The organism is Haemophilus parainfluenzae T3T1 (genome assembly GCF_000210895.1).
Classification (GTDB): Bacteria; Pseudomonadota; Gammaproteobacteria; order Enterobacterales; family Pasteurellaceae; genus Haemophilus_D; species Haemophilus_D parainfluenzae_A.
In genome coordinates this window covers 1,731,188-1,753,766 of record NC_015964.1, presented here as the reverse complement: position 1 = coordinate 1,753,766, position 22,579 = coordinate 1,731,188, and the positions used below count along the sequence as shown (strand labels likewise).

At 38.0% G+C, this 22,579-nt stretch carries 24 protein-coding genes; 15 read left to right on the top strand and 9 right to left on the bottom strand.

Features of this window, described 5'->3' with window-relative positions; genetic code table 11:
* The first annotated feature begins 49 nt into the window (after positions 1-49).
* From glmM to bioD, 5 genes are all read left to right on the top strand, one after another.
* On the top strand, positions 50-1,384 hold the full coding sequence (glmM, locus tag PARA_RS08665; protein WP_014065441.1) for a phosphoglucosamine mutase: 1,335 nt from the start codon (positions 50-52) through the stop codon (positions 1,382-1,384).
* A gap of 70 nt (positions 1,385-1,454) precedes the next feature.
* The gene (gene sixA, locus PARA_RS08660) at positions 1,455-1,946 is read left to right on the top strand and encodes a phosphohistidine phosphatase SixA (protein WP_014065440.1); all 492 of its coding nucleotides are present in this window, start codon (positions 1,455-1,457) and stop codon (positions 1,944-1,946) included.
* Between the two features lie 242 nt (positions 1,947-2,188).
* Entirely contained in the window at positions 2,189-2,734 is a 546-nt protein-coding gene (locus tag PARA_RS08655; protein ID WP_014065439.1) for a histone, read from the top strand.
* Positions 2,735-2,804: 70 nt separating this feature from the next.
* Positions 2,805-3,071, top strand: a complete 267-nt coding sequence (locus PARA_RS08650) for a YcgL domain-containing protein (RefSeq protein ID WP_014065438.1) — start codon at positions 2,805-2,807, stop codon at positions 3,069-3,071.
* A gap of 102 nt (positions 3,072-3,173) precedes the next feature.
* Complete coding sequence (gene bioD, locus PARA_RS08645; RefSeq protein ID WP_014065437.1) at positions 3,174-3,908, top strand: dethiobiotin synthase; 735 nt, start codon at positions 3,174-3,176, stop codon at positions 3,906-3,908.
* A 59-nt stretch (positions 3,909-3,967) separates the two neighbouring features.
* Here the strand turns inward: bioD and can are convergent, their stop codons facing one another.
* Together can and asnS are read right to left on the bottom strand one after the other, a co-directional pair.
* Entirely contained in the window at positions 3,968-4,660 is a 693-nt protein-coding gene (can, locus tag PARA_RS08640; RefSeq protein ID WP_014065436.1) for a carbonate dehydratase, read from the bottom strand.
* Positions 4,661-4,786: 126 nt separating this feature from the next.
* The gene (gene asnS / locus PARA_RS08635) at positions 4,787-6,190 is read right to left on the bottom strand and encodes an asparagine--tRNA ligase (RefSeq protein WP_014065435.1); all 1,404 of its coding nucleotides are present in this window, start codon (positions 6,188-6,190) and stop codon (positions 4,787-4,789) included.
* 140 nt (positions 6,191-6,330) lie between these two features.
* Between asnS and sohB the strand changes: the two genes are divergently transcribed.
* Positions 6,331-7,386: a protease SohB gene (gene sohB / locus PARA_RS08630; RefSeq protein WP_014065434.1), complete on the top strand. Its 1,056-nt coding sequence runs from the start codon at positions 6,331-6,333 to the stop codon at positions 7,384-7,386.
* A gap of 213 nt (positions 7,387-7,599) precedes the next feature.
* Positions 7,600-8,457, top strand: coding sequence for an OmpA family protein (locus tag PARA_RS08625; RefSeq protein WP_014065433.1), 858 nt, complete (start codon positions 7,600-7,602; stop codon positions 8,455-8,457).
* Between the two features lie 64 nt (positions 8,458-8,521).
* Here PARA_RS08625 and PARA_RS08620 read toward each other — a convergent pair whose 3' ends face one another.
* Positions 8,522-9,385: a fructosamine kinase family protein gene (locus tag PARA_RS08620; RefSeq protein ID WP_014065432.1), complete on the bottom strand. Its 864-nt coding sequence runs from the start codon at positions 9,383-9,385 to the stop codon at positions 8,522-8,524.
* 200 nt (positions 9,386-9,585) lie between these two features.
* Between PARA_RS08620 and pheS the strand changes: the two genes are divergently transcribed.
* The 4 genes from pheS to PARA_RS08600 all read left to right on the top strand — a co-directional run bounded on the left by pheS (position 9,586) and on the right by PARA_RS08600 (position 13,887).
* Positions 9,586-10,575 carry a phenylalanine--tRNA ligase subunit alpha gene (gene pheS, locus PARA_RS08615; protein WP_014065431.1) on the top strand — a complete coding sequence of 330 codons (990 nt, stop codon included), beginning with the start codon at positions 9,586-9,588 and terminating at the stop codon, positions 10,573-10,575.
* 75 nt (positions 10,576-10,650) lie between these two features.
* Positions 10,651-13,041, top strand: a complete 2,391-nt coding sequence (gene pheT, locus PARA_RS08610; RefSeq protein ID WP_014065430.1) for a phenylalanine--tRNA ligase subunit beta — start codon at positions 10,651-10,653, stop codon at positions 13,039-13,041.
* Positions 13,042-13,054: 13 nt separating this feature from the next.
* Positions 13,055-13,354, top strand: a complete 300-nt coding sequence (locus tag PARA_RS08605; protein ID WP_005697518.1) for an integration host factor subunit alpha — start codon at positions 13,055-13,057, stop codon at positions 13,352-13,354.
* 47 nt (positions 13,355-13,401) lie between these two features.
* Entirely contained in the window at positions 13,402-13,887 is a 486-nt protein-coding gene (locus PARA_RS08600; RefSeq protein WP_005696176.1) for a C40 family peptidase, read from the top strand.
* Positions 13,888-13,930: 43 nt separating this feature from the next.
* On the opposite strand, the gene metF is transcribed toward PARA_RS08600, so the two are convergent.
* Positions 13,931-14,821, bottom strand: coding sequence for a methylenetetrahydrofolate reductase (gene metF, locus PARA_RS08595; RefSeq protein WP_014065429.1), 891 nt, complete (start codon positions 14,819-14,821; stop codon positions 13,931-13,933).
* 329 nt (positions 14,822-15,150) lie between these two features.
* Here metF and rplM point away from each other — a divergent pair, with 329 nt between their 5' ends.
* From rplM to PARA_RS08575, 4 genes are all read left to right on the top strand, one after another.
* Positions 15,151-15,579 (top strand): 50S ribosomal protein L13, encoded by a 429-nt coding sequence (gene rplM, locus PARA_RS08590; protein ID WP_005628896.1) that lies wholly within the window; start codon positions 15,151-15,153, stop codon positions 15,577-15,579.
* Positions 15,580-15,595: 16 nt separating this feature from the next.
* Positions 15,596-15,988: a 30S ribosomal protein S9 gene (gene rpsI / locus PARA_RS08585; protein WP_005696173.1), complete on the top strand. Its 393-nt coding sequence runs from the start codon at positions 15,596-15,598 to the stop codon at positions 15,986-15,988.
* Between the two features lie 229 nt (positions 15,989-16,217).
* The gene (sspA, locus tag PARA_RS08580) at positions 16,218-16,856 is read left to right on the top strand and encodes a stringent starvation protein SspA (RefSeq protein WP_005696172.1); all 639 of its coding nucleotides are present in this window, start codon (positions 16,218-16,220) and stop codon (positions 16,854-16,856) included.
* Positions 16,856-17,302 carry a ClpXP protease specificity-enhancing factor gene (locus tag PARA_RS08575; protein ID WP_014065428.1) on the top strand — a complete coding sequence of 149 codons (447 nt, stop codon included), beginning with the start codon at positions 16,856-16,858 and terminating at the stop codon, positions 17,300-17,302. The genes sspA and PARA_RS08575 overlap by 1 nt, the downstream gene beginning before the upstream one ends.
* Positions 17,303-17,348: 46 nt before the next feature.
* Here PARA_RS08575 and PARA_RS08570 read toward each other — a convergent pair whose 3' ends face one another.
* Genes PARA_RS08570 through trpCF form a run of 5 tightly spaced genes read right to left on the bottom strand, consistent with a single transcriptional unit; the run spans position 17,349 to position 22,552 of the window.
* Complete coding sequence (locus tag PARA_RS08570) at positions 17,349-18,278, bottom strand: hypothetical protein (protein ID WP_014065427.1); 930 nt, start codon at positions 18,276-18,278, stop codon at positions 17,349-17,351.
* Between the two features lie 40 nt (positions 18,279-18,318).
* Positions 18,319-19,125 carry a tryptophan synthase subunit alpha gene (gene trpA / locus PARA_RS08565; protein WP_014065426.1) on the bottom strand — a complete coding sequence of 269 codons (807 nt, stop codon included), beginning with the start codon at positions 19,123-19,125 and terminating at the stop codon, positions 18,319-18,321.
* Complete coding sequence (gene trpB / locus PARA_RS08560) at positions 19,125-20,321, bottom strand: tryptophan synthase subunit beta (protein WP_014065425.1); 1,197 nt, start codon at positions 20,319-20,321, stop codon at positions 19,125-19,127. The genes trpA and trpB overlap by 1 nt, the downstream gene beginning before the upstream one ends.
* Positions 20,322-20,333: 12 nt before the next feature.
* Positions 20,334-21,092 (bottom strand): SDR family oxidoreductase, encoded by a 759-nt coding sequence (locus PARA_RS08555; RefSeq protein ID WP_014065424.1) that lies wholly within the window; start codon positions 21,090-21,092, stop codon positions 20,334-20,336.
* A 23-nt stretch (positions 21,093-21,115) separates the two neighbouring features.
* Positions 21,116-22,552, bottom strand: coding sequence for a bifunctional indole-3-glycerol-phosphate synthase TrpC/phosphoribosylanthranilate isomerase TrpF (gene trpCF / locus PARA_RS08550; protein WP_014065423.1), 1,437 nt, complete (start codon positions 22,550-22,552; stop codon positions 21,116-21,118).
* Positions 22,553-22,579: the final 27 nt, after the last annotated feature.

The following is a 22,579-nucleotide window of genomic DNA, read 5'->3' as shown; positions in this document are numbered from 1 at the left end:
AATAAATGATTTCTGCAACATCATTATTCAAATTTAATAAGGAATAAACATGGCAAATCGTAAATATTTCGGTACTGATGGTGTACGTGGAAAAGTGGGTACATATCCAATCACGCCAGATTTCGCATTGAAATTAGGTTGGGCTGCAGGTAAGGTTTTAGCCTCTCAAGGTTCTCGCACGGTATTAATCGGGAAAGATACTCGTATTTCAGGTTATATGTTGGAATCTGCACTTGAAGCAGGTTTAGCTGCAGCAGGATTAACCGCTGCATTTACTGGTCCAATGCCAACACCTGCCGTGGCGTATTTAACCCGCACTTTCCGTCTAGAAGCGGGTATTGTCATTTCGGCATCACATAATCCTTATTATGATAACGGGATTAAATTCTTCTCTTCACAAGGCACAAAATTACCAGATGATATTGAAGAAGCGATTGAAGCCATGCTTGATCAGCCAATGGATTGTGTGGAGTCTGCTGATTTAGGTAAAGCAAGCCGTATCAGTGATGCCGCAGGACGTTATATCGAATTTTGTAAAAGCACTTTCCCTGCACATCTTGGTTTAGATGGTTATAAAATCGTAGTGGATTGTGCAAATGGTGCGACCTACCACATTGCACCAAATGTATTACGTGAATTAGGTGCTGAAGTAATTGAAATTGGTGCTACTCCAAATGGGATTAATATCAATGAGAAATGTGGTGCAACCGATGTAAAAGCATTACAAGAAAAAGTGCTTGAAACTAAAGCGGATGTTGGCTTAGCTTATGATGGTGATGGCGACCGTATTATGATGGTGGATCACTTAGGTAATAAGGTAGATGGCGACCAAATTCTTTTCATTATCGCTCGTGAAGCTTTACGTTCAGGTCAATTAAAAGGTGGCGTAGTCGGCACATTAATGAGTAATATGAGCCTAGAAATTGCCTTAAAAATGTTAGGTGTGCCTTTCGTTCGTGCTAATGTTGGTGACCGTTATGTATTAGAAAAAATGGTAGAGCATGGCTGGACATTAGGTGGAGAAAACTCAGGCCATATCATTATTGCTGATAAAAACACAACAGGTGATGGTATTATTGCATCGTTAGCGGTATTAAGTGCAATGGTTCAACATCGTTTATCATTAAACGAGCTTGCAAGTGCAGTGAAATTGTTCCCTCAAGTGTTGATTAATGTTCGTTTTGCGGGCGGTGCAAATCCATTAGAAAGTGAAGCAGTAAAAGCGGTAGCCGCTGATGTGGAAAAACGCTTAGAAGGTAAAGGTCGAATTTTACTGCGTAAGTCTGGTACTGAGCCACTTATTCGCGTAATGGTGGAATGTGAAGACGGTGCACTTGCAAAACAATGCGCAGAAGAAATTGCAGAAGCAGTGAAAGCGAATTAATTGAATGGGGGGGGGGGCCCCATTTTTGATCATAAAATTTATCTTTTATTATTTTTAGGAAAGCAAAGAGATGAAAATTTTTATTATGCGACATGGGGAGGCTGAAGTAGTGGCTTCATCAGATGAGACTCGGCGTTTAACTGACTATGGACGCAAACAATCAATATCACAAGGTCAATGGCTTAAAACACATCTAAATTCAACCGCACTTTCAGTTCAGAAAGTGATTGTCAGTCCTTATGTTCGTGCTCAAGAAACGTTTGAACTTGTCAATTCAGCGTTAGACAATATTCTTAGTGATGTTGAAACTTGGAGTGGGATTACACCTTATGGGAATGCGACACTGGTAGCAGATTATTTATCTGTTTTGCAGGAACAAGGCATTGAAAGTGTTTTGCTCGTTTCTCATTTACCTTTAGTAGGAAGCATTGTTTCAGAGCTTTATGGTAAGAGAAATCCTATCAGTTTTTATCCCTCAACGATCGTTCAAATTGACTGGAATGGAGAAAAAGGCATCATTGAAGCTTTCCATTATCCAAAAGAAAATGAAGTTTTTGATTAAAAAAAATACAAAAAATGAATTTTCAATCTTTACAAAAAATAAAAATTTCCTGTGGAACTTTTATTTAACTTATTTAAAATCATTTAGTTATGAACGATTATTAAAGAAAATCTCAAAAAGTGATGTCTTTAGAAATGTAAATTTTTTTTGAAGGTATTTTCTTTTAAGTGTTTTTGCGTAGACTAAGTCGCACAAAGTAAATGGCTTTGGATTAGTTCTTAACCATAAAATGGAGAGTAACAATGAAAAAATCAGTATTAGCTGCATTAGTATTAGGTGCATCTTTAGCGGTAACAGGTTGTTTCGATAAACAAGAAACCGCTCAAAAAGTTGACGCATCAAAAGATGCAGCAGCAAACGCCACTGCACAAGTTAAAGATGTAGCAGCTTCAGCAGCTAACGATGTGAAAGATGCAGCAAAAGAAGCTGCAGCTGATGTTAAAAATGCAGCAAGTGATGCAATGAATTCTGTAAAAGAAGCTGCAACAAATGCTAAAGAAGCTGCAGCAGACAAAAAAGATGCAGCAGTAGAAAAAGTAGCTGAAGCGAAAGATGTAGCTGTAGTTAAAGTGACAGAAGCGAAAGATTCAGCCGTTGCTAAAGTAGAAGAAGCAAAAGATGCAGCAGCTAATAAAGTAGCTGAAGCAAAAGAAGCCGTATCTTCTAAAGTTGAAGAGGTAAAAAATGCCGCTTCTGAAGCAAAAGATGCTGCAGTAAATAAAGCCACAGAAATGAAAGATGCAGCGGCAGATAAAGCAGCTGAAGTAAAAGAAGCTGTGACTAAATAATTAAACTTTTGTAGAATAAAAACCTATCAGAGATTATCTGGTAGGTTTTTTTATTTTGGGAGCAATATGAATGTTATGTGCAATTTATAAAAGTAAACGTAAACCTGGCTGTTACCTTTACATTTCCAAACGAGATGATTTTTCAGCTGTACCAGATATATTGATGCAGAGTTTTGGTAAACCTCAGTTTCTTATGCCTTTCAATTTGAAAGGAAGTAAACCGCTTGTTCAGGCTGATAAAGATGAAGTCATGGAGAAAATTACCCAGCAAGGATTTTATCTTCAGATGCCAAAACAGGATGATGGGTTATTTAATAGTTTGAGTGAGATCAAATAACCTTCTTATTTTTTCGTAAAAATCTTCAAATCTTGCTTTACCTCAATATTTTCTTCAAAAAACTCATTTAAAATTCACCGCACTTTTAAAAGGAGAATGAAAATGAGTAGTTTCTTTGTGGCAGGTACAGATACCGACGTGGGTAAGACCACCGCCTGCCGTGCCATTATTCAGGCATTACAAGCAAAGGGCGTGCGAATTGTGGGTTATAAGCCAATAGCTTGTAGCTGTGAAGAGGGTATCTATCCTGTCGAAAATCAGTCTAATGAATCCCAAACAGATTATGATGCTGACAATAATTCAGATGTGTTAGCTTTAATGGATGCAACGAATGAGCCCGTATCTTATCAAGAAGTAAATAGCTATACTTTTGCTCATTCTTTGCCGATGCTGACTCGAGATAAATCACGCATTAAATTAAGCAAGATTGATCAGGCTTTAACGACATTAGTTAAAAAATATCAATCTGTTGTCGTGGAAGGCTCATTTGGCTTACTCACCCCCATGGCGGAAGGTAAAAGCTTTGCTGATTGGGTTGTTGAGCATAAAATGCCCATTGTATTGGTTGTTGGCATTAAGGAAGGCTGTATCAATCATGCACTACTTACTGCTCAAGTAATTAAACAACTTGGCGTGCCTTTACTGGGTTGGATTGCGAATCGAATTAATCCTTGCTTGGGCCACTACAAAGAAGTTATAGAGATTTTAGAAGCTCAGATTGATGCACCATTATTAGGGAAAATTCCTTATATCCATAAACCAGAATCCCAAGAGTTAGGACATTATTTAACGAATATTGATCGCTTAATGTATATGCAGACAGAATTAGTTAAATAGTCACTTTAAATAAAAAGTAAAAGTGCGGTTAAAACTTATTAGATTTTAACCGCACTTTTTTATTCTTCGTTTTCAGAGAGTTCTTTTTTCAGAATATCTTCTTCCGCTAGGCTAGATAAACGAGCAATGGCATTGCGATAAGATATTTCAAGGGTTTCTCGGCTTGTTGCAATTACACCTTGATCTACTAAGAATCCATCATTTACATCATACACCCATCCATGTAGAGAAAGATTTTGTCCTCGTTCCCAAGCACTTTTTACGATAGAAGAACGTCCAAGGTTATAAACTTGTTCTGCCACATTTAATTTAGTTAACATATCTGCACGTTTTTCTGCAGAAAGTTTTCCCAATATGTGCCCATGTTTGAACCAGATATCACGAATATGGAGTAACCAGTTATTGATTAATCCAAGATCTTTATCTTGCATAGCTGCTTTAATACCACCGCAATTTGTGTGGCCACAGATAATGATATGTTCAATTTCGAGTACATCAACGGCATATTGCACAACAGAAAGACAGTTTAAATCGGTATGGATAACCTGGTTGGCTACATTACGATGAACAAATAACTCGCCAGGTTCAAGATTTGTTAATTTTTCGGCGGGAACACGGCTATCAGAGCAGCCAATCCAAAGATAATGAGGGGTTTGATGATCAGCCAGTTCTTTAAAATAAGTGGAATTTTCTTCCTTCATTCTTTGCGCCCAACTGTAATTGTTAGCAAAGAGCTGTTTAATTTTGTCCATTTTTACTTTCCTTAATATGCGTACTGAACGATTGCTTTAAGCACAATAAATGAAATAGGGATAAAATTTATCGCCTAAAATGATAACCGCACTTTAAAGAAAGTGCGGTCAATTTAAACAATATTTTTAGAAGTTTGCATTTCTTGGTGCGCGAGGGAATGGAATCACATCGCGAATATTTTGTACGCCTGTTACATAAACAATTAAGCGTTCAAAACCAAGACCAAAGCCTGAATGTGGTACGGTACCATATTTACGAAGATCACGATACCACCAGTAATCTTCAGGATTTAAGCCCATTTCTTCCATACGTTTATCTAATACGTCTAAACGTTCTTCACGTTGAGAACCACCGATGATTTCACCAATTCCTGGGGCGAGAACATCCATTGCTGCAACGGTTTTACCATCATCATTTAAACGCATATAGAAGGCTTTAATATCTTTCGGATAGTTCTTCACAACAACAGGTGATTTGAAATATTCTTCCGCTAAGAAACGTTCATGTTCAGAAGACAAATCGATACCCCAAGATACTGGGAACTCGAATTTTTTACCTGATTTTAATAATACATCGATCGCATCGGTATAGTCGATTTGAGCAAAATCAGAGTTTACAAAGTTTTCTAAACGAGTAATAACATCTTTATCTACATGTTTTTCAAAGAATTTCAAGTCATCTTTGCGCTCGGTAAGTACTGCACGGAACACGTATTTCAACATGTCTTCTGCTAATTTAGCATTGTCAGCAAGCGTTGCAAAAGCTACTTCAGGTTCAACCATCCAGAATTCTGCAAGGTGACGAGTTGTATTTGAATTTTCAGCTCGGAATGTTGGACCGAAAGTATAGATTTTGCTTAATGCGCAAGCATAAGTTTCACCGTTTAATTGACCTGAAACCGTTAAAAATGATTCTTTCCCAAAGAAGTCTTGGCTGAAATCGACTTTACCATCTTCACCACGAGGAAGATTTTCTAAATCAAGCGTTGAAACACGGAACATTTCACCCGCACCTTCAGTGTCTGAAGCAGTAATTAATGGAGTAGCGACCCAGTAGAAGCCTTGTTCATGGAAGAAACGATGAATAGCTTGTGCTAAGCAGTGACGAACACGCGCCACGGCACCGATAATATTAGTACGAGGACGTAAGTGTGCCACTTCACGTAAGTATTCAATTGAGTGACGTTTTGCTGCCATAGGATAAGTGTCAGGATCTTCTACAAACCCTGTCACTTCTACTTTTTCAGCTTGAAGTTCAACAGCTTGACCTTCAGCAGGTGACTCAACAATAGTACCAGTTACGATAACAGAGCAACCCGTTGTTAAGCGTAAGACTTCGCTCTCATAATTTTCAATATCGTTATTAACAATTGCTTGAATAGGATCAAAGCAAGAGCCGTCATAAACAGCAAGGAAAGAAAGACCCGCTTTAGAATCACGACGGGTACGAACCCAGCCGCGTACGGTAACTTTTTCGCCAATAGCGATTTTACCTTGTAACACATCAACAATAGATGCAACTTTAGACATATAAACCTCTGTAATTCATTATAAATTAGGCAATAAAACTACGTTAGTTTACCTTAAATCGCAAAATTTTCCATAAAAAGTTAGTGTAAATCAGGCTTGCACAGTAAAATAATGCCTTCACTTTATTTTAGGAGAAAACTATGTGGTCTGATATTTTGACCGGCTATGGCATTTTTATTTTGGAGATTTTAACGATTTTACTTGTGATTGCTGCTATTGTCGCAATGATTATTTCTGCAAAGCAACGTAATGCGGCACATCATGGTGAATTAGTTGTGATAGATCTTTCTGAGGAATTTAAGGAAACAGTTAAGCATTTACGCGATTTCCAACTTTCAGAAGAAGAGCTTAAACAAGCGGAAAAAACAGAGAAGAAAGCCAAAAAACAAGAAGCAAAGGCTTTAAAAGCAAAATTAAAAAACGGTGAGAAAGCAGCACTTAAACCTTGTGTTTACGTGCTCGATTTTAAGGGTGATATTTCTGCATCAGAAACAACCGCACTTCGTGAGGAAATTTCTGCGATTATTAATGTGGCGAAAGCAGATGATGAAGTCTTGCTACGTTTAGAAAGCCCAGGTGGTGTTGTTCATGGTTATGGTTTGGCCGCCTCGCAGTTAGCTCGCTTAAAACAAAAAGGGATTAAATTAACGGTTGCAGTCGATAAGGTTGCTGCAAGTGGTGGGTATATGATGGCTTGTGTGGCAGATAAAATTGTTTCCGCACCTTTTGCGATTATCGGTTCTATTGGTGTGGTTGCACAAATCCCTAATATTCATCGTTTATTAAAAAAACATGATGTCGATGTTGATGTGATGACAGCCGGGGAGTTTAAACGTACAGTCACAGTGTTAGGTGAGAATACCGAAAAAGGAAAACAGAAATTCCAAGCTGAACTTGAAGAAACCCATCAATTATTTAAACAATTTGTGGCCCAAAATCGACCGCACTTAGATGTGGATAAAGTCGCAACTGGTGAACATTGGTTTGGTCAGCAAGCTCTAGAGCTTCAGCTAGTCGATGAGTTAGCAACCAGTGATGATATTATTCTCGAAAAAATGAAAGATAAGTCTGTGATCGCTGTGAAATATAAAGTGAAAAAGCCACTTTTACAAAAAATAGGTAAGCAAGCTGAAGAGAGTATTGAGGGAATTATTCATCGAAATTTAACAAAAAATGGGCAAGATTTTATTCAATAAGAAAAATTTTTACTTATTTGACAACTCTTTACACAACTTTACAAAAAAGTTCCATAAAAAATCATTTTTTAATGTTTTTTTATTTACAAGTTAAAGAATTATGACTACCATACGCAATGAAACTTTTTATAGTTTTATTTGTAAAATTTATAAAGTTTAGTTGTGTAGGTTCTTCTTGCAAGGATTGCACCTTAACAGTAAAAAGGTAAAGAAATGAAATTATCTCGTATTTTATTATCTGCAGTTGCAGTAGCAACAGTTGCTGCTTGTGGTAACTTGAGCAAAGTTACAGAAGCTGGTACACCAGAATATAAAGAAGTTGATGGTCAACAAGTACCACAACTTGTATGGCCTAAAATTGATAAAGCAGGCTTCAACCATGATGGTAGCCAGTTCGGTTCATGGCCAAACTGGGACAACGTTCGTATGATCGAACGTGGTATGAACAAAGACCAATTATATAACCTAATCGGTCGTCCACACTTCTCTGAAGGTTTATACGGTGTTGAAGAGTGGGATTATGCGTTCAACTATCGTGAGAATGGTGTTCACAAAATTTGTCAATACAAAATATTATTTGACAAAAACCACAATGCTCAAAGCTTCTTCTGGTATCCAAACGGTTGTAACGGAAACTCAGCATTTACTTTAAGTGGTGACTTCTTGTTCGACTTCGATAAAGATACTTTAACTCCACGTGGTAAAGAAGTTGTTGATAACGTTGCAGCACAATTAAAAGAAACTGGTGCTAAAGAAGTTAAAGTTGCAGGTTATACTGACCGTTTAGGTTCTGATGCTTACAACTTAGATCTTTCTCAACGTCGTGCAAACCGTGTTAAAGCTCGTTTAATTGAAGATGGCGTAACATCTGAAATTACAGCTGTTGGTTACGGTAAAGTGCCACAAGTTAAAGCTTGTAATGGTTACAAACACGCAAGTAAAGCTGAGAAAGACTGTTTACGTCCAAACCGTCGTGTAGAAATCACTGCTTCTGGTTCTGTATTAAAATTACAAGAAGGTGGTCAAACTAACGGTGGAACTCAAGGTCCAGCACCTCTTTATCAAAAATAATTAGATAGAGAAGACAAAAAGAGCGTAATAAAAATTACGCTCTTTTTTATTTTATGTTAAGAAATTATTCAAGTAAAAGTTCTTCAATCAATTTAGTGGTTAAGTTGATATAACTTCCATTAAAACGATGGCTGAAATTGAGTAAATAATAGAGCTGGTAAAGGTGTTTTCTTTCTTCAAAACCTTCTTTATCAAGCGGGAAAGTGCGGTCATAAATTTCATAGAATTCAGGCGAGAAAGGTTGGAATAGTTCACTGAATGCTAAATCACATTCTCTATCCCCCCAGTAGCAAGCAGGGTCATAAGTAAAGGTTTGGTTACCTACAACAGCAGTATTTTCAATCCATAAGTTACCATGTAACAAAGAGGGCTTCGGATTATGTTTTGCAAGCTTTTGTTTTACTTTCTCAGTTATTAAATCAAGATCGCCAAAATCTAAACCTTTGTCTTTGCAAAGCTGTAATTGCCATCCAATGCGTTGTTCTGCAAAGAATTTCGCCCAGCTCCCATTCCATTTATTAGGTTGATACTCAGGACCAAGCCAAGTATCAAAATCTAAACCATAGTTTTTAGTACCGGATACTTGATGAAGTTTTGCTAATTCTTCGCCAAAATGTGCTGTGGCATCAGTTTGTTGAGTAATAGTAAGCGCTTCTAACAATAAGAAACTATGATTTTGAGAACAGCCTACGCCATACACTTGTGGAAGTCTGATTGTATTGGTTTTGTCTAGTAGGTTTAATTGATCAGCCTCAGCACGAAACATTGAACGATAAGACCGTTCATTCACTTTAACAAAGACTGGTTGGATTCCATCCGTAATAAGCCAAGTTTCATTTACTTCGCCCCCTGGTACTTTGTTTTTTTCTTTGATGTTATAGTAAGCACCAAATTGATCAGCTAAGACTTGAGAAATTGATTTCCACATAATACGCCTCCTAGACATGCTCGATTCTTCTTCATTCTATCTAAAATGTTAAAAATTACTGTGATATATCTCAAAAAATAGCAAAAATCTTTGTCATTTTTCACCTGAAACATCAATTTACCAATAAACGCGTGATTTTTTAATGAGTTAGTATTATCATTAAGCGTATTTTTAGTTAGAAAAGATAATCAGGGGAAACTATGCAACATCTGAAAGATCTTGTTGAGAAAGCAAAATCAGCGATTGAACAAATCGAAAATAAAAGTTTAGCCACATTAGATGAAATTCGTGTGGAATATTTTGGTAAAAAAGGGCATTTCACCCAACTTATGCAGGAATTGCGTAATGTTGCAGCGGAAGAGCGTCCTGCAATGGGCGCTAAAATCAATGAAGCGAAACAAGCTGCATTAGATTTTTTAAATGCTAAAAAAGCAGAATGGGAGCAAGCTGAACTCAATGCGAAATTAGAAAAAGAACGTATTGATGTGAGCCTTCCTGGTCGTAAAACAGAAACTGGTGGTTTACATCCAGTGACCATTACCATCAATCGCGTAACAAAATTCTTTTCAGAGTTAGGTTTTTCAGTTGAGACTGGCCCCGAAATTGAAAGTGATTATTACAATTTCGATGCATTAAATATCCCTAAACATCACCCAGCACGAGCTGATCACGATACATTCTGGTTTAATCCTGAATTATTACTCCGTACACAAACCTCAGGTGTACAAATTCGTACCATGGAAAAAATGCAACCACCTATTCGTATTATGGCGCCAGGTCGTGTATATCGTAACGACTATGATCAAACACACACACCAATGTTCCATCAAATTGAATTGCTTTATGTAGATAAAAAAGCAAACTTCACTGAATTGAAAGGCTTATTACATGATTTCTTACGTGCGTTTTTTGAAGAAGATTTACAAGTTCGTTTCCGTCCATCCTATTTCCCATTTACCGAACCTTCTGCAGAAGTCGATGTAATGGGTAAAAATGGTAAATGGTTAGAAGTATTAGGTTGTGGTATGGTGCATCCTAATGTGTTACGCAACGTAGGTATTGATCCAAATGAATATTCTGGCTTCGCAGTAGGCATGGGAGTTGAGCGCTTAACTATGTTACGCTACAACGTCACAGATTTACGTTCATTCTTTGAAAACGACTTACGTTTTTTAAAACAATTTAAGTAATTAACCGCTAGGTTAAATTAACGATAATGATTAATTCAGAACGTAACACGTTCATCAATAAAGGATACAGAGATAATGAAATTTAGCGAAAATTGGGTGAGAGAATGGGTTAATCCATCAATTTCAACAGAGCAGTTATGTGATCAAATCACGATGCTTGGTTTAGAAGTTGATGGCGTTGAAAAGGTAGCTGGTGATTTTACCGGCGTTGTTGTAGGTGAAGTTGTTGAATGTGCTCAACACCCAGATGCAGACAAATTACGTGTCACTAAAGTAAATGTTGGTGGTGACCGCTTATTAGATATCGTTTGTGGTGCACCAAATTGCCGTCAAGGTTTAAAAGTAGCATGTGCAACTGAAGGCGCTGTATTACCTGGTGATTTTAAAATTAAGAAGACTAAATTACGTGGTCAACCTTCAGAAGGGATGCTTTGCTCATTCTCTGAATTAGGCATTGATGTGGATGCAGATGGTATTATTGAATTACCGTTAGATGCACCAGTAGGCACCAATCTACGTGAATATTTAGATTTAGATGATAAAGCCATTGAAATTAGCTTAACGCCAAACCGTGCAGATTGTTTAAGTATTGCAGGTGTTGCGCGTGAAGTTGGCGTGGTTAATAAACAAGTTGTTAATCAACCGCACTTTGATGCTGTGCCTGCAACGATTTCAGATAAAGTTCAAATTGAATTAAAAGCACCTGAAGCATGCCCTCGTTATTTATTGCGCGTGGTGAAAAATGTGAATGTTAAAGCGCAATCACCAATTTGGTTGCAAGAAAAATTACGTCGTTGTGGTCTTCGTTCTATCGACCCAATTGTGGATATTACCAACTATGTTTTACTTGAATTAGGTCAACCAATGCATGCTTTTGATGCATCAAAAGTGGCTCAACCTGTTCAAGTACGTTTAGCCAATAACGGCGAAGAACTTGTTTTATTAGATGGTACAACCGCAAAATTACAACCGAATACTTTAGTGATCGCAGACCAAACAGGTCCACTCGCAATGGCTGGTATCTTTGGTGGTCAAGCTAGCGGTGTTGATGCTGAAACAACAAAAGATGTGATTTTAGAAGCGGCATTCTTTGCACCATTAGCGATTGCGGGACGTGCAAGACAATACGGTTTACACACTGATTCTTCACATCGTTTTGAACGCGGTGTTGATTTTACGCTACAACGTCACGCAATGGAAAGAGCAACAGCATTGTTACTTGAAATTTGTGGTGGTGAAGCTGGCGAAATTTGTGAAGTGGTGAGTGAGCAATATTTACCAAAAGTCAATGAAGTCACTTTACGTCGTGAAAAATTAGATAGCTTATTAGGTCATCATATCGAAACTGAAACCGTGACCGAGATTTTTGAGCGTTTAGGTTTTGCGGTGAAATATGCTAATGATGTTTGGACCGTGACTTCAGCAAGCTGGCGTTTTGATATTGAAATCGAAGAAGATCTCATTGAAGAAGTAGCACGTATTTATGGCTATAACAGCATTCCAAATAATGCGCCATTAGCACATCTTCGTATGCGTGAGCATAAAGAAGCTGATTTAGAATTAAGCCGAATTAAAACCGCTCTTGTTGATGCAGATTATCAAGAGGCGATTACTTATAGCTTCGTTGATCCAAAAGTACAAACTTTACTTCATCCAGAAATTGAAGCACTTGTATTACCAAATCCAATTTCAGTTGAAATGTCAGCGATGCGCGTTTCATTGTTAAGTGGATTACTCGGTGCGGTGTTATACAACCAAAATCGCCAGCAAAACCGCGTACGTTTATTTGAAACGGGATTACGTTTTATTCCTGATGCTAATGCAGAATTTGGCATTCGCCAAGAGTTTGTTCTTGCTGGTGTAATTACAGGTACCGCTAAATCTGAATCTTGGACAGGTAAGGCCGAAAATGTTGATTTCTTTGATCTTAAAGGTGATTTAGAAAGCATTCTTTCTCTCACTGAAGTGGGGAGTCGTGTTAAGTTTGTGGCAAAAGCACACAGTGCATTGCACCCAGGACAATCTGCTTCAATTGAATTAGATGGAAAAGAAATTGGTTTTATTGGAACTATTCATCCACTTATCGCTCAAAAATTAGGATTAAATGGCAAAGCGGTTGTTTTTGAAATTTTATGGGATGCCATTGCAAATCGTCGTGTGGTTCAAGCCAAAGAGATTTCAAAATTCCCAGCAAACCGTCGTGACTTAGCTTTAGTCGTTGCTGATAATGTGCCGGCAGGCGATATTATCGAAGCATGTAAGCAAGCTGGCGGAGAAAAATTAACACAAGTCAATTTATTCGACGTATATCAAGGCATTGGCGTTGCTAGCGGACATAAAAGCTTAGCAATCAGTTTAACCATTCAAGATAATGAAAAAACGCTTGAAGATGATGAGATTAATGCGGTAATCTCTGCTGTATTAAACGAAGTTAAACAACGCTTTAATGCGGAGCTTAGAGACTAAACAGGAGACTAATATGGCAACGATTACAAAAATTGATATTACTGAATACTTATTAGATAAGTATCAATTACAAAAAGCTGAAGCTAAAGCATTAGTGGAAGACTTTTTTGAGGAAATTCGTTTATCGTTAGAATCTGGTGGCGAAGTGAAATTATCCGGTTTTGGTAATTTTGAACTTCGTAATAAAGCTTCCCGTCCAGGGCGTAATCCAAAAACGGGTGAAAGCATTCCTGTTTCTGCTCGCCGAGTAGTGGCATTCAAGCCAGGGCAAAAATTACGTGCTCGCGTGGAAAATACCAAGCCAAAACAATAGTAAAAAAAGTGCGGTCGTTTTTGACCGCACTTTTGTCAGGATTGAACATGAATAAGATTAAATGTGCTTTTTTAGTCGCAGGAAGTTTTTTGCTTTTTGCTTGTTCAAGTGGTGTTCGTGAAGAATATGCCATGAACTATAAAGGTCAGATTGGAGATCCGATTATAGCGATTGCCATGTTAAGTGAACAACAATACGAATGGGCGGGGACACCTTATGTGTTAGGTGGGCAGTCTCGTGGTGGTATTGATTGTTCTGGTTTTGTGCAAAAAACCTTTATTGATCGTTTTAATATCAACCTTCCTCGAACTACGAAAGATCAAGCGGGTTACGGAAAACTTGTTCGTAAAGAAGATATCCAAACAGGCGATTTAATTTTCTTTAAAACGGGACGCGGACCAAATGGTTATCATGTGGGGATTTATGTGAAAGAAGATAAATTTTTACACGCTTCAACTAAAGGTGGCGTGATTTATTCTTCGATGAATAGCCCTTATTGGAAAAAAGCTTTTTGGCAAGTTAGACGAGTATAGTGGAAATAAAAAAAGTGCGGTTAATTTTAACCGCACTTTTTCTTTATGGATTTGCTGTAGGGCGAATACCTAATGTATGGCAAATCGCATAAGTGAGTTCACTACGATTTAATGTGTAGAAGTGGAAGTCATTCACGCCTTCATGAGAAAGGATTTTTACCATATCCATTGCCACACTCGCCGCGACGAGATTACGAGTAGTTGGATCATCATCTAATCCTTCATATGCTTTAGCCAACCATGCTGGAATTTTTACATTCGTAAATGATGCCATTTTTTGAAGTTGTTTGAAGTTAGTTACAGGTAGAATACCCGGAACAATTTCAGCCTCAATACCAATGGATGCACAGCGGTCTCGGAAGCGAAGATAACTATCAATATCAAAGAAGAATTGAGTAATGACATGATTAGCGCCCGCATCAATTTTACGTTTCAAATTGATTAAATCTGCTTGTGCTGATTTTGCTTCAGGGTGAACCTCAGGGTATGCTGCAACTGAGATATCAAAATCAGCTACGGAGCGGAGTAGTTCAACTAAATCAGCCGCATAGAAAGGTTTTTTAGCATAGCCTTTTGGCTCATCACCGCGTAAAGCTACAATACGACGAATACCGCTATCCCAATAATCTTTTGCAATTTCTTTTAATTCTTCAGGTGTGGCATCAATACCCGTTAAATGTGGTGCAGCTTCTATGCCAGTTTCTGCTTTAATGGCTTTCACGATGCTATGTGTACGATCACGTTCTCCAGAGTTTGCGCCATAGGTGACGGAAACAAATTTAGGATTTAATACTTTTAAGCGATGGATGGAATCCCAAAGCATGCTTTCCATTTTTTCATTTTTAGGCGGAAAGAATTCAAAGGAGACATTAATTTTTTTGTTAGTATCAGCAAGATGTTGATTTAAAGTGTTAATTTCGTTTGCGTAGCTCATAGCATGCCTTCTTACATTTTTTATTAGAATGCGCTTATCATAAGATAAGAACTAATATGCGTCAATTTCAATGATTTCATCAAAATAATGAATGAAATTAATGATTGTTTGTTGTGCGTTGTATTTTAAAAGAAAATCAATTTATTTGCACAAAAAGTTAGCATTTTTTCTAAAAATAGGTATAATACGCCGACCCTGTAAATGCACGGATTCCCACCGTGCATTATTTTATCGAGATCACACTCGAAGGGGTGGAGATTAAGATTAATGGTTGTGTTTCAATCAATATGGAACACTGGGTATCAAACTTATATTTTGGTAATTAATTAATGAAAACTTTTGTAGCAAAACCGGAAACAGTAAAACGTGACTGGTATGTGGTAGATGCGACAGGTAAAACTTTAGGTCGTTTAGCTACTGAATTAGCACGCCGTCTTCGTGGTAAACACAAGGCTGAGTACACTCCACACGTAGATACTGGTGATTACATCATCGTTATCAACGCAGACAAAGTGGCAGTAACTGGTCGTAAAGAAACAGATAAACTTTACTACTGGCACACTGGCTATGTAGGTGGTATCAAACAAGCGACTTTCAAAGAAATGATCGCTCGCCGTCCTGAAGCGGTGATTGAAATTGCGGTTAAAGGTATGTTGCCAAAAGGTCCATTAGGCCGTGCAATGTTCCGTAAATTAAAAGTGTATGCAGGTGCAGAACACCAACACGCAGCACAACAACCACAAGTATTAGACATTTAATCACGAGGTTTAGGAAATGGCAGAGAATCAAAACTACGGCACTGGTCGCCGCAAAAGCTCTTCAGCTCGTGTATTTATCAAACCGGGCAGTGGTAAAATCACTATCAACCAACGTGAATTAGACGTATATTTCGGTCGCGAAACAGCTCGTATGATCGTACGTCAACCGTTAGAATTAGTGGAATTAACTGATAAATTAGACCTATACATTACTGTTAAAGGTGGTGGTATTTCTGGTCAAGCGGGTGCAATCCGTCACGGTATCACTCGTGCATTAATGGAATATGATGAGACTTTACGTCCTGCTCTTCGTGCAGCTGGCTTCGTTACTCGTGACGCACGTCGCGTTGAACGTAAAAAAGTTGGTTTACACAAAGCACGTCGTCGTCCACAATACTCCAAACGTTAATTTTTTATTATCGTTTCAAGAAAGCAGAGAAAAATCTCTGCTTTTTTTATGTCTGTAAAAACAAATTAATTAAAAATTGCCGTTCTTTAATTTCTTATTATGCGTTTGTAATTATTTGATTTTAAAGTGAAAATAAGAAATTGTTAGCAATTTACATGCCGATTATGTTAAAATAATCGCCCATTTTTAGTAGAAGTATATAAGTTAGTTTGGATCTTCGGAGGAATAAATGTCCAATGCATCAAGTAAACGTTCAGTAATGACTCTTTTTTCAAATAAAAATGACATTTACTGCCATCAGGTAAAAATTGTTTTAGCTGAAAAAGGTGTTGCTTACGAAAACGAAGAAGTTGATCTGCAAGCATTATCAGAAGATTTAATGGAATTAAATCCTTACGGTACATTACCAACGTTGGTGGATCGTGATTTAGTGTTATTCAGCTCACGCATTATTATGGAATATCTTGATGAGCGTTTTCCACATCCTCCACTTATGCCAGTTTATCCGGTTTCTCGTGCGAAAAGCCGTCTTTTAATGCTACGTATCGAACAAGATTGGTACCCAACATTAGAAATTGCTGAAAAAGGCACGGAAGTTGAACGTGAAGAAGCGTTAAAACAGTTAAAAGAAGAGTTGTTAGCGGTATCGGTTATCTTCCAACAAACTCCTTATTTTATGAGCGAAGAGTTTGGCTTGGTTGATTGCTATGTTGCACCATTATTATGGAAACTACGTAATATGGGCGTGGAATTCAGCGGTACAGGAAGCAAAGCAATCAAAGGCTATATGGATCGAGTATTTAGCCGTGATTCATTCTTACAATCTGTAGGTGAAGCTGCACCTAAAAATTTAATGGATGATAAATAATGACCCATACACCTTCTCCAAAACGTCCTTATTTACTAAGAGCCTATTATGATTGGTTAGTGGATAACGATTTCACCCCATATTTAGTGGTGGATGCTAATTATTATGGTACCAATGTGCCTGTGGAATACGTGAAAGATGGGCAAATCGTCTTAAATCTTTCTGCTGGGGCGACTGGGAATTTGCAATTAACCAATGACTTTATTCAGTTTAATGCACGTTTCCAAGGTGTGGCTCGTGAGTTATATATTCCGATGGGTGCCGCTTTAGCCATTTATGCACGTGAAAATGGTGATGGCGTGATGTTTGAGCCAGAAGAAATTTACGATGAACTCAATCGTGAGCCGACATCAGAACAGCCATTAAGTTTTGCAGAAGCGGTAGATAAGCCTAAAGCTGAAAAGAAACCACAAAAATCAGCATCTCATTTACGAATTGTGGATTAAGGAAAGAAAAACAAAAGTGCGGTTAAAATTAACCGCACTTTTTTGTTTATTGGATTTTGTTAATTGGTGTAATTTTTTTAAATGAAATCAATGCAGATAAAATAATGGCAATGATTAAGGCTATGTAGTTTTGTATTGCAAACAATCTGAAGTTTTCAATATTACTATCATTAAATAAATAATAAGCAACTAAACTGTAATATAACACACCAATCAGAACGCTAAAGGCAAAATGGCGAAAAGTCTTGTGGAATCGTGCAAACATGACGGTAAGACCAGTGAATAACATCGGCAATGCAGCAATAAACATCATTAAAAGCATTAATGCTACGATGCTATCTAGATCTGTCACTTGCGTTAATAATATGGATGTGATTCCAAAAATAATAGTGCCAAGCAAAGTAAATACAAGAGGAATTAACCAACGATAAGAGGCAAAGCCTTTTTTCTCTATGACTTGGTTAGTTAGATTTACTCCCGTTGAAACAGCCTTAGGCAGTAGTTTATGCATGATTTGGGATTCTAAGAGAATTCCCGCTTTATTTGGAAAAGCAATTAGACCAAAAATTGCAGCTAATACACCGTGGAAAAGGCAGAGGTAAAGGTAAGCATCGTTAACATCGTTAACATCGTTTGCTATGATATAAAAAGAAATTCCAGCGGTGAGTGTTCCGATGAAGGTGGCACTAAGAATGCCTTTAACGCTTCTCCTAAATTGACATAATCCGAGAATAAATCCGGTGGATATTCCCCAAATCAGCATAAAGTAAATTAAAAAAAATATTCCTCCAACAAAAAAAATAGTATAGGCAAATAAAACTGCATTACTTAAGACGCCTACCCCTGTAGGGAGAGAGAAGTTTGAGAAGAAGAATTGAGCTACTAATCTAGCATAAAGTGCAGTAAAAGCTAGAAAGTAAAGAAAAATACGCCAGAAAGCGAATTGTTTCCTCAGAAAAGGCATTAGAAAAGACATTTTTTGGTTCCTTAAGCTGTAATATAAAAATTTTTATTAATTATTTTGTTGCCGTTTTCATATTGCGAACAAATTCGGCAAGTTCAGATAAGCATTGAGCCTGATTATCTAAGTTTCGTTCAATGATTTTTACCGTTGCAGAGCCTGAAATTGCGCCTGTTGCACCAAGTTGAAGGGCTTCTTTCACCTGAGCAGGTTGAGCAATACCAAAACCTTGTAGAATTGGTGGAGCCTTGTGGGCTTTAAGTTGTTCTACAAGTGTATCTAAGTTTGCGGCATGAGCTTGATTCTCTGCACTTGTTACACCTGCACGAGACACTAAATAGGTATAGCCTTCGCTGTTTTCAGCAACGCCTTGCACCGTTTTGGCATCAGCATTTGGTGGGCAAATAAAGACAGGTTGAATGCCATGTTTTTTAGCGGCTTGAATATAGTCTTCTTTTGCCAATAGTGGAATATCTGCCACTAAAACCGCATCTACGCCGACTTCTGCACAACATTGATAGAAATTATCTAAGCCTTTCGCAAAAATTAAATTCGCACAAAGAAGTAAACTAATCGGAATTTCTGGATATTTTGACCGCACTTTAGCGAGTAATTTAAAGCTATCCTCAGTGCTATGGCCCGCATTGAGCGCACGGTTATTAGCCGCTTGAATAACAGGGCCGTCTAATAATGGATCAGAAAATGGAAAGCCTAATTCCAACGCATCTGCACCATTTTCGACTAACGTGCAAATAATCTCAAAAGAGCGATCAAATGTTGGATCGCATAATGTCACGAAAGGTACAAAAGCCCCTTCTTTTTTCGCTGCAAGTTCTGCAAATTTAGTTTCAAAACGGCTCATTATTGCATTCCTTTTTCTTTTAAAACTTTATCAACGGTGAAAATATCTTTATCACCACGACCAGAGAGATTCACCACTAAGATTTGTTCTTTATTCGGTTCTTGATGAATCATTTTTAGCGCATGTGCTAATGCATGAGAACTTTCCAATGCAGGAATAATCCCTTCATGTTTTGCTAATGCTTGGAAAGCGTTTAACGCTTCATCATCTGTAATACTTGGGTATTCAGCACGACCAATACTTTGCAAGTAAGCATGTTGAGGTCCTACAGAAGGGAAGTCCAATCCTGCAGAAATAGAGTAGGATTCTTCTATTTGGCCATCTTCAGTTTGCATCAAAGGTGATTTCATACCGAAATAAATGCCGACTTTTGCATGACCTAATGGCGCACCATGTTCACCACTTTCGATACCATGACCAGCAGGTTCCACACCAATTAAGCGAACACCTTTTTCATCAATAAAATCAGTAAACATACCAATCGCATTTGAACCACCACCAACTGCCGCGATGACAGCATCCGGTAAACGGCCTTCTTTTTCTAAAATTTGACGTTTAGTTTCTTCACCAATCATTTTTTGGAATTCACGTACAATGGTTGGGAATGGATGAGGGCCTGCCGCTGTACCCAATAAATAATGGGTATTTTCATAATTAGCTGACCAATCACGCATCGCTTCACAGCATGCATCTTTCAATGAGCAAGAGCCTTTTTGAACAGGAATCACTTCTGCGCCCATCAAACGCATACGGAATACGTTTGGTGATTGACGTTCTACATCTTTCGCCCCCATATAAACACTGCAAGGCATATCTAACATTGCACAAGCAAGGGCAGTCGCAACACCATGTTGGCCCGCACCGGTTTCAGCGATAATACGCGTTTTACCCATGCGTTTTGCCAATAAAATTTGACCTAAAACCTGGTTAGTTTTATGGGCACCACCGTGAAGTAAATCTTCACGTTTTAAATAAATTTTTGCTTTAGTGCCTTTGGTTAAATTACGGCAAAGAGTAAGTGCGGTTGGTCTGCCCGCATAATTTTTAAGTAAATCTTGAAATTCACGTTGGAATTCAGGATCGTCTTTTGCTTCAACAAAAGCTTTTTCTAGCTGTTGCAGCACCGGTACGAGAATTTCCGGTACGTACATTCCGCCAAATTCACCGAAATAAGGGTTTAAAAGGGGTTCTGACATAATATTTCCTTGTTATTTTTGAATTCTTGCGACATTAAGTGGTGCAAAAGTTTGTGCGGTAGGCATCACTTCAATGCGATTAATATTGACATGTTCAGGTTGTTGATTGAGCCATAACACAATATTAGCAATATCTTGTGGACTGACATATTCCACATTTTCATAGAGTTTTTTTGCTCGGGCATCATCACCTTTAAAGCGAATATTAGAAAATTCAGTTCCACCACAAAGACCGGGTTCAACATTGGAAACGCGAATTTGTGTACCAGCAAGATCGGCACGAAGATTTAAGCTAAATTGTTTCACAAAAGCTTTGGTGCCACCGTACATATTGCCACCTGGATAAGGATAAGTACCTGCAATTGAGCCTAAATTAATAATATGACCTGAATTACGTTCTACCATTTGTGGTAACACAAGACGAGTGATGGTGACGAGTCCTTTAATATTGGTATCAATCATTTGCATCCAATCGTCTAAATTCGCTTTATCAGCACTTTCTAAGCCTAATGCTAATCCTGCATTATTCACCAATAAATCAATGGATTGCCAATTAGCGGGAAGGGAATGGAAAGCATCTTCTGTTGCTTGGCGATCTGAAATATCAAAGGCAAGAAAGTGGAAGTTTTCACCTAATTCTTGCTGTAATTGTTCTAAACGAGTTACGCGGCGCCCCGTGCCAATTACACGATAGCCATTTTCAATGAGGGTGCGACAAATTGCCGCACCAAATCCAGCAGTTGCGCCGGTTACTAACGCTGTTCTTTGCATAATGTTTTCCTTTAGTAATCAGATTAATTTGATAAAATTTTATTAAAAACTAACCGCACTTTTTCGCTATCTTTCACGCCAGCGGCAGTTTCTACACCAGAATTAAGATCAACCCCTAAGCAACCTTGCTTAATGGCTTGTTCAATATTGTCAGGTGAAATGCCACCAGCCAAAATAATTTTGTGTTTCAAGTTTTCAGGAATGAGTGACCAATTAAAAGTTTTTCCTGTGCCACCTTGTTGATTAGCGGATTGGCTATCGAAAATATAGCGAGTGATATTTAAATCATCAGTAAAATCAACCGCACTTTGTGCTTCAGTATCTACTGAAATAGCTTTCCAAATTTGAGTTTCCTCTGGTAGTTGATGGCGAAGTGCCGTAATAAATTCAGCGGTTTCTGAACCGTGTAGCTGAACGGCATAAAGCTGCAATTGTTTAGCGATTTTTACAATAAAATCAATTTCTTGATTCTGGAACACGCCAACAAAACGAAGTGGTGATGCTGTCACTAATTCTTGGGCTTGACGTAGGCTCACACAGCGTTTTGAATGTTCGACAAAAATTAAGCCGCCGTATAATGCCCCGTTTGCGTAAACCTCTTTGACATCTTGCGTGCGAGTTAAACCGCATACTTTATTTTCTCCAAAAATCACTTCACGCACAGCATTGTTTAAATCTGCACTGCCCATTAGGCTACTGCCGATTAAAAAGCCATGTGCCACTTTTTGCAAATCACGAATTTGGCTGTGATTATAAATCCCCGATTCGCTAATAATACGAGCATCAGCAGGAATGCGATCAGCATATTTTTGTGTAAGTTCTACTACGCGGTTTAAATCAACGGTGAGATCGTGAAGATTACGATTGTTAACACCGATAATTTTTGCATCTAATGCAAGAGCTCGTTCAAATTCTTCTTCGTTGCTGGTTTCCGTCAACACGCCCATACCAAGAGAATGCGCTAGATCAGCTAGTACGCGATAGGTTTCATCATTCACCACTGAAAGCATCAATAAAATAGCATCAGCTTGATAATAGCGTGCAAGATAAACCTGATATTCGCTGATCATAAAATCTTTGCACAATACAGGTTGTGAGATAACGTCACGTACTTGCGGCAAATAGTCAAATTTACCTTGGAAGTATTTCTCATCCGTTAGCACAGAAACAGCTGACGCATAATGTTTATACACATTGGCGATTTCATCTAAATTAAATTCACCACGAATTAATCCTTTAGAAGGTGAAGCTTTCTTGCATTCTAAAATATAAGCCGGTTTTTGATGAGTGCCTTTAGCCAACGCATCATAAAAAGAGCGGTCAGATTTTTGAATGTTTTCTTTAAATTGTGAAAGCGGAAATTCAGCTTCCTTTGCTTTAACCCATTGTGCTTTGTCTAAGACGATTTTTTGCAGTACCGTCGCAGAGTCAATTGGTTTGGTGAAATCTTGCGTGATCATAAATTTTCTTCTTATTTTATTGGGCGT

Coding starts and splice junctions, on each gene's coding strand:
- glmM (WP_014065441.1), top strand. CDS start 50: ATGGCAAATCGTAAATATTTCGGTACTGATGGTGTACGTGGAAAAGTG.
- sixA (WP_014065440.1), top strand. CDS start 1,455: ATGAAAATTTTTATTATGCGACATGGGGAGGCTGAAGTAGTGGCTTCA.
- PARA_RS08655 (WP_014065439.1), top strand. CDS start 2,189: ATGAAAAAATCAGTATTAGCTGCATTAGTATTAGGTGCATCTTTAGCG.
- PARA_RS08650 (WP_014065438.1), top strand. CDS start 2,805: ATGTTATGTGCAATTTATAAAAGTAAACGTAAACCTGGCTGTTACCTT.
- bioD (WP_014065437.1), top strand. CDS start 3,174: ATGAGTAGTTTCTTTGTGGCAGGTACAGATACCGACGTGGGTAAGACC.
- can (WP_014065436.1), bottom strand. CDS start 4,660: ATGGACAAAATTAAACAGCTCTTTGCTAACAATTACAGTTGGGCGCAA.
- asnS (WP_014065435.1), bottom strand. CDS start 6,190: ATGTCTAAAGTTGCATCTATTGTTGATGTGTTACAAGGTAAAATCGCT.
- sohB (WP_014065434.1), top strand. CDS start 6,331: ATGTGGTCTGATATTTTGACCGGCTATGGCATTTTTATTTTGGAGATT.
- PARA_RS08625 (WP_014065433.1), top strand. CDS start 7,600: ATGAAATTATCTCGTATTTTATTATCTGCAGTTGCAGTAGCAACAGTT.
- PARA_RS08620 (WP_014065432.1), bottom strand. CDS start 9,385: ATGTGGAAATCAATTTCTCAAGTCTTAGCTGATCAATTTGGTGCTTAC.
- pheS (WP_014065431.1), top strand. CDS start 9,586: ATGCAACATCTGAAAGATCTTGTTGAGAAAGCAAAATCAGCGATTGAA.
- pheT (WP_014065430.1), top strand. CDS start 10,651: ATGAAATTTAGCGAAAATTGGGTGAGAGAATGGGTTAATCCATCAATT.
- PARA_RS08605 (WP_005697518.1), top strand. CDS start 13,055: ATGGCAACGATTACAAAAATTGATATTACTGAATACTTATTAGATAAG.
- PARA_RS08600 (WP_005696176.1), top strand. CDS start 13,402: ATGAATAAGATTAAATGTGCTTTTTTAGTCGCAGGAAGTTTTTTGCTT.
- metF (WP_014065429.1), bottom strand. CDS start 14,821: ATGAGCTACGCAAACGAAATTAACACTTTAAATCAACATCTTGCTGAT.
- rplM (WP_005628896.1), top strand. CDS start 15,151: ATGAAAACTTTTGTAGCAAAACCGGAAACAGTAAAACGTGACTGGTAT.
- rpsI (WP_005696173.1), top strand. CDS start 15,596: ATGGCAGAGAATCAAAACTACGGCACTGGTCGCCGCAAAAGCTCTTCA.
- sspA (WP_005696172.1), top strand. CDS start 16,218: ATGTCCAATGCATCAAGTAAACGTTCAGTAATGACTCTTTTTTCAAAT.
- PARA_RS08575 (WP_014065428.1), top strand. CDS start 16,856: ATGACCCATACACCTTCTCCAAAACGTCCTTATTTACTAAGAGCCTAT.
- PARA_RS08570 (WP_014065427.1), bottom strand. CDS start 18,278: ATGTCTTTTCTAATGCCTTTTCTGAGGAAACAATTCGCTTTCTGGCGT.
- trpA (WP_014065426.1), bottom strand. CDS start 19,125: ATGAGCCGTTTTGAAACTAAATTTGCAGAACTTGCAGCGAAAAAAGAA.
- trpB (WP_014065425.1), bottom strand. CDS start 20,321: ATGTCAGAACCCCTTTTAAACCCTTATTTCGGTGAATTTGGCGGAATG.
- PARA_RS08555 (WP_014065424.1), bottom strand. CDS start 21,092: ATGCAAAGAACAGCGTTAGTAACCGGCGCAACTGCTGGATTTGGTGCG.
- trpCF (WP_014065423.1), bottom strand. CDS start 22,552: ATGATCACGCAAGATTTCACCAAACCAATTGACTCTGCGACGGTACTG.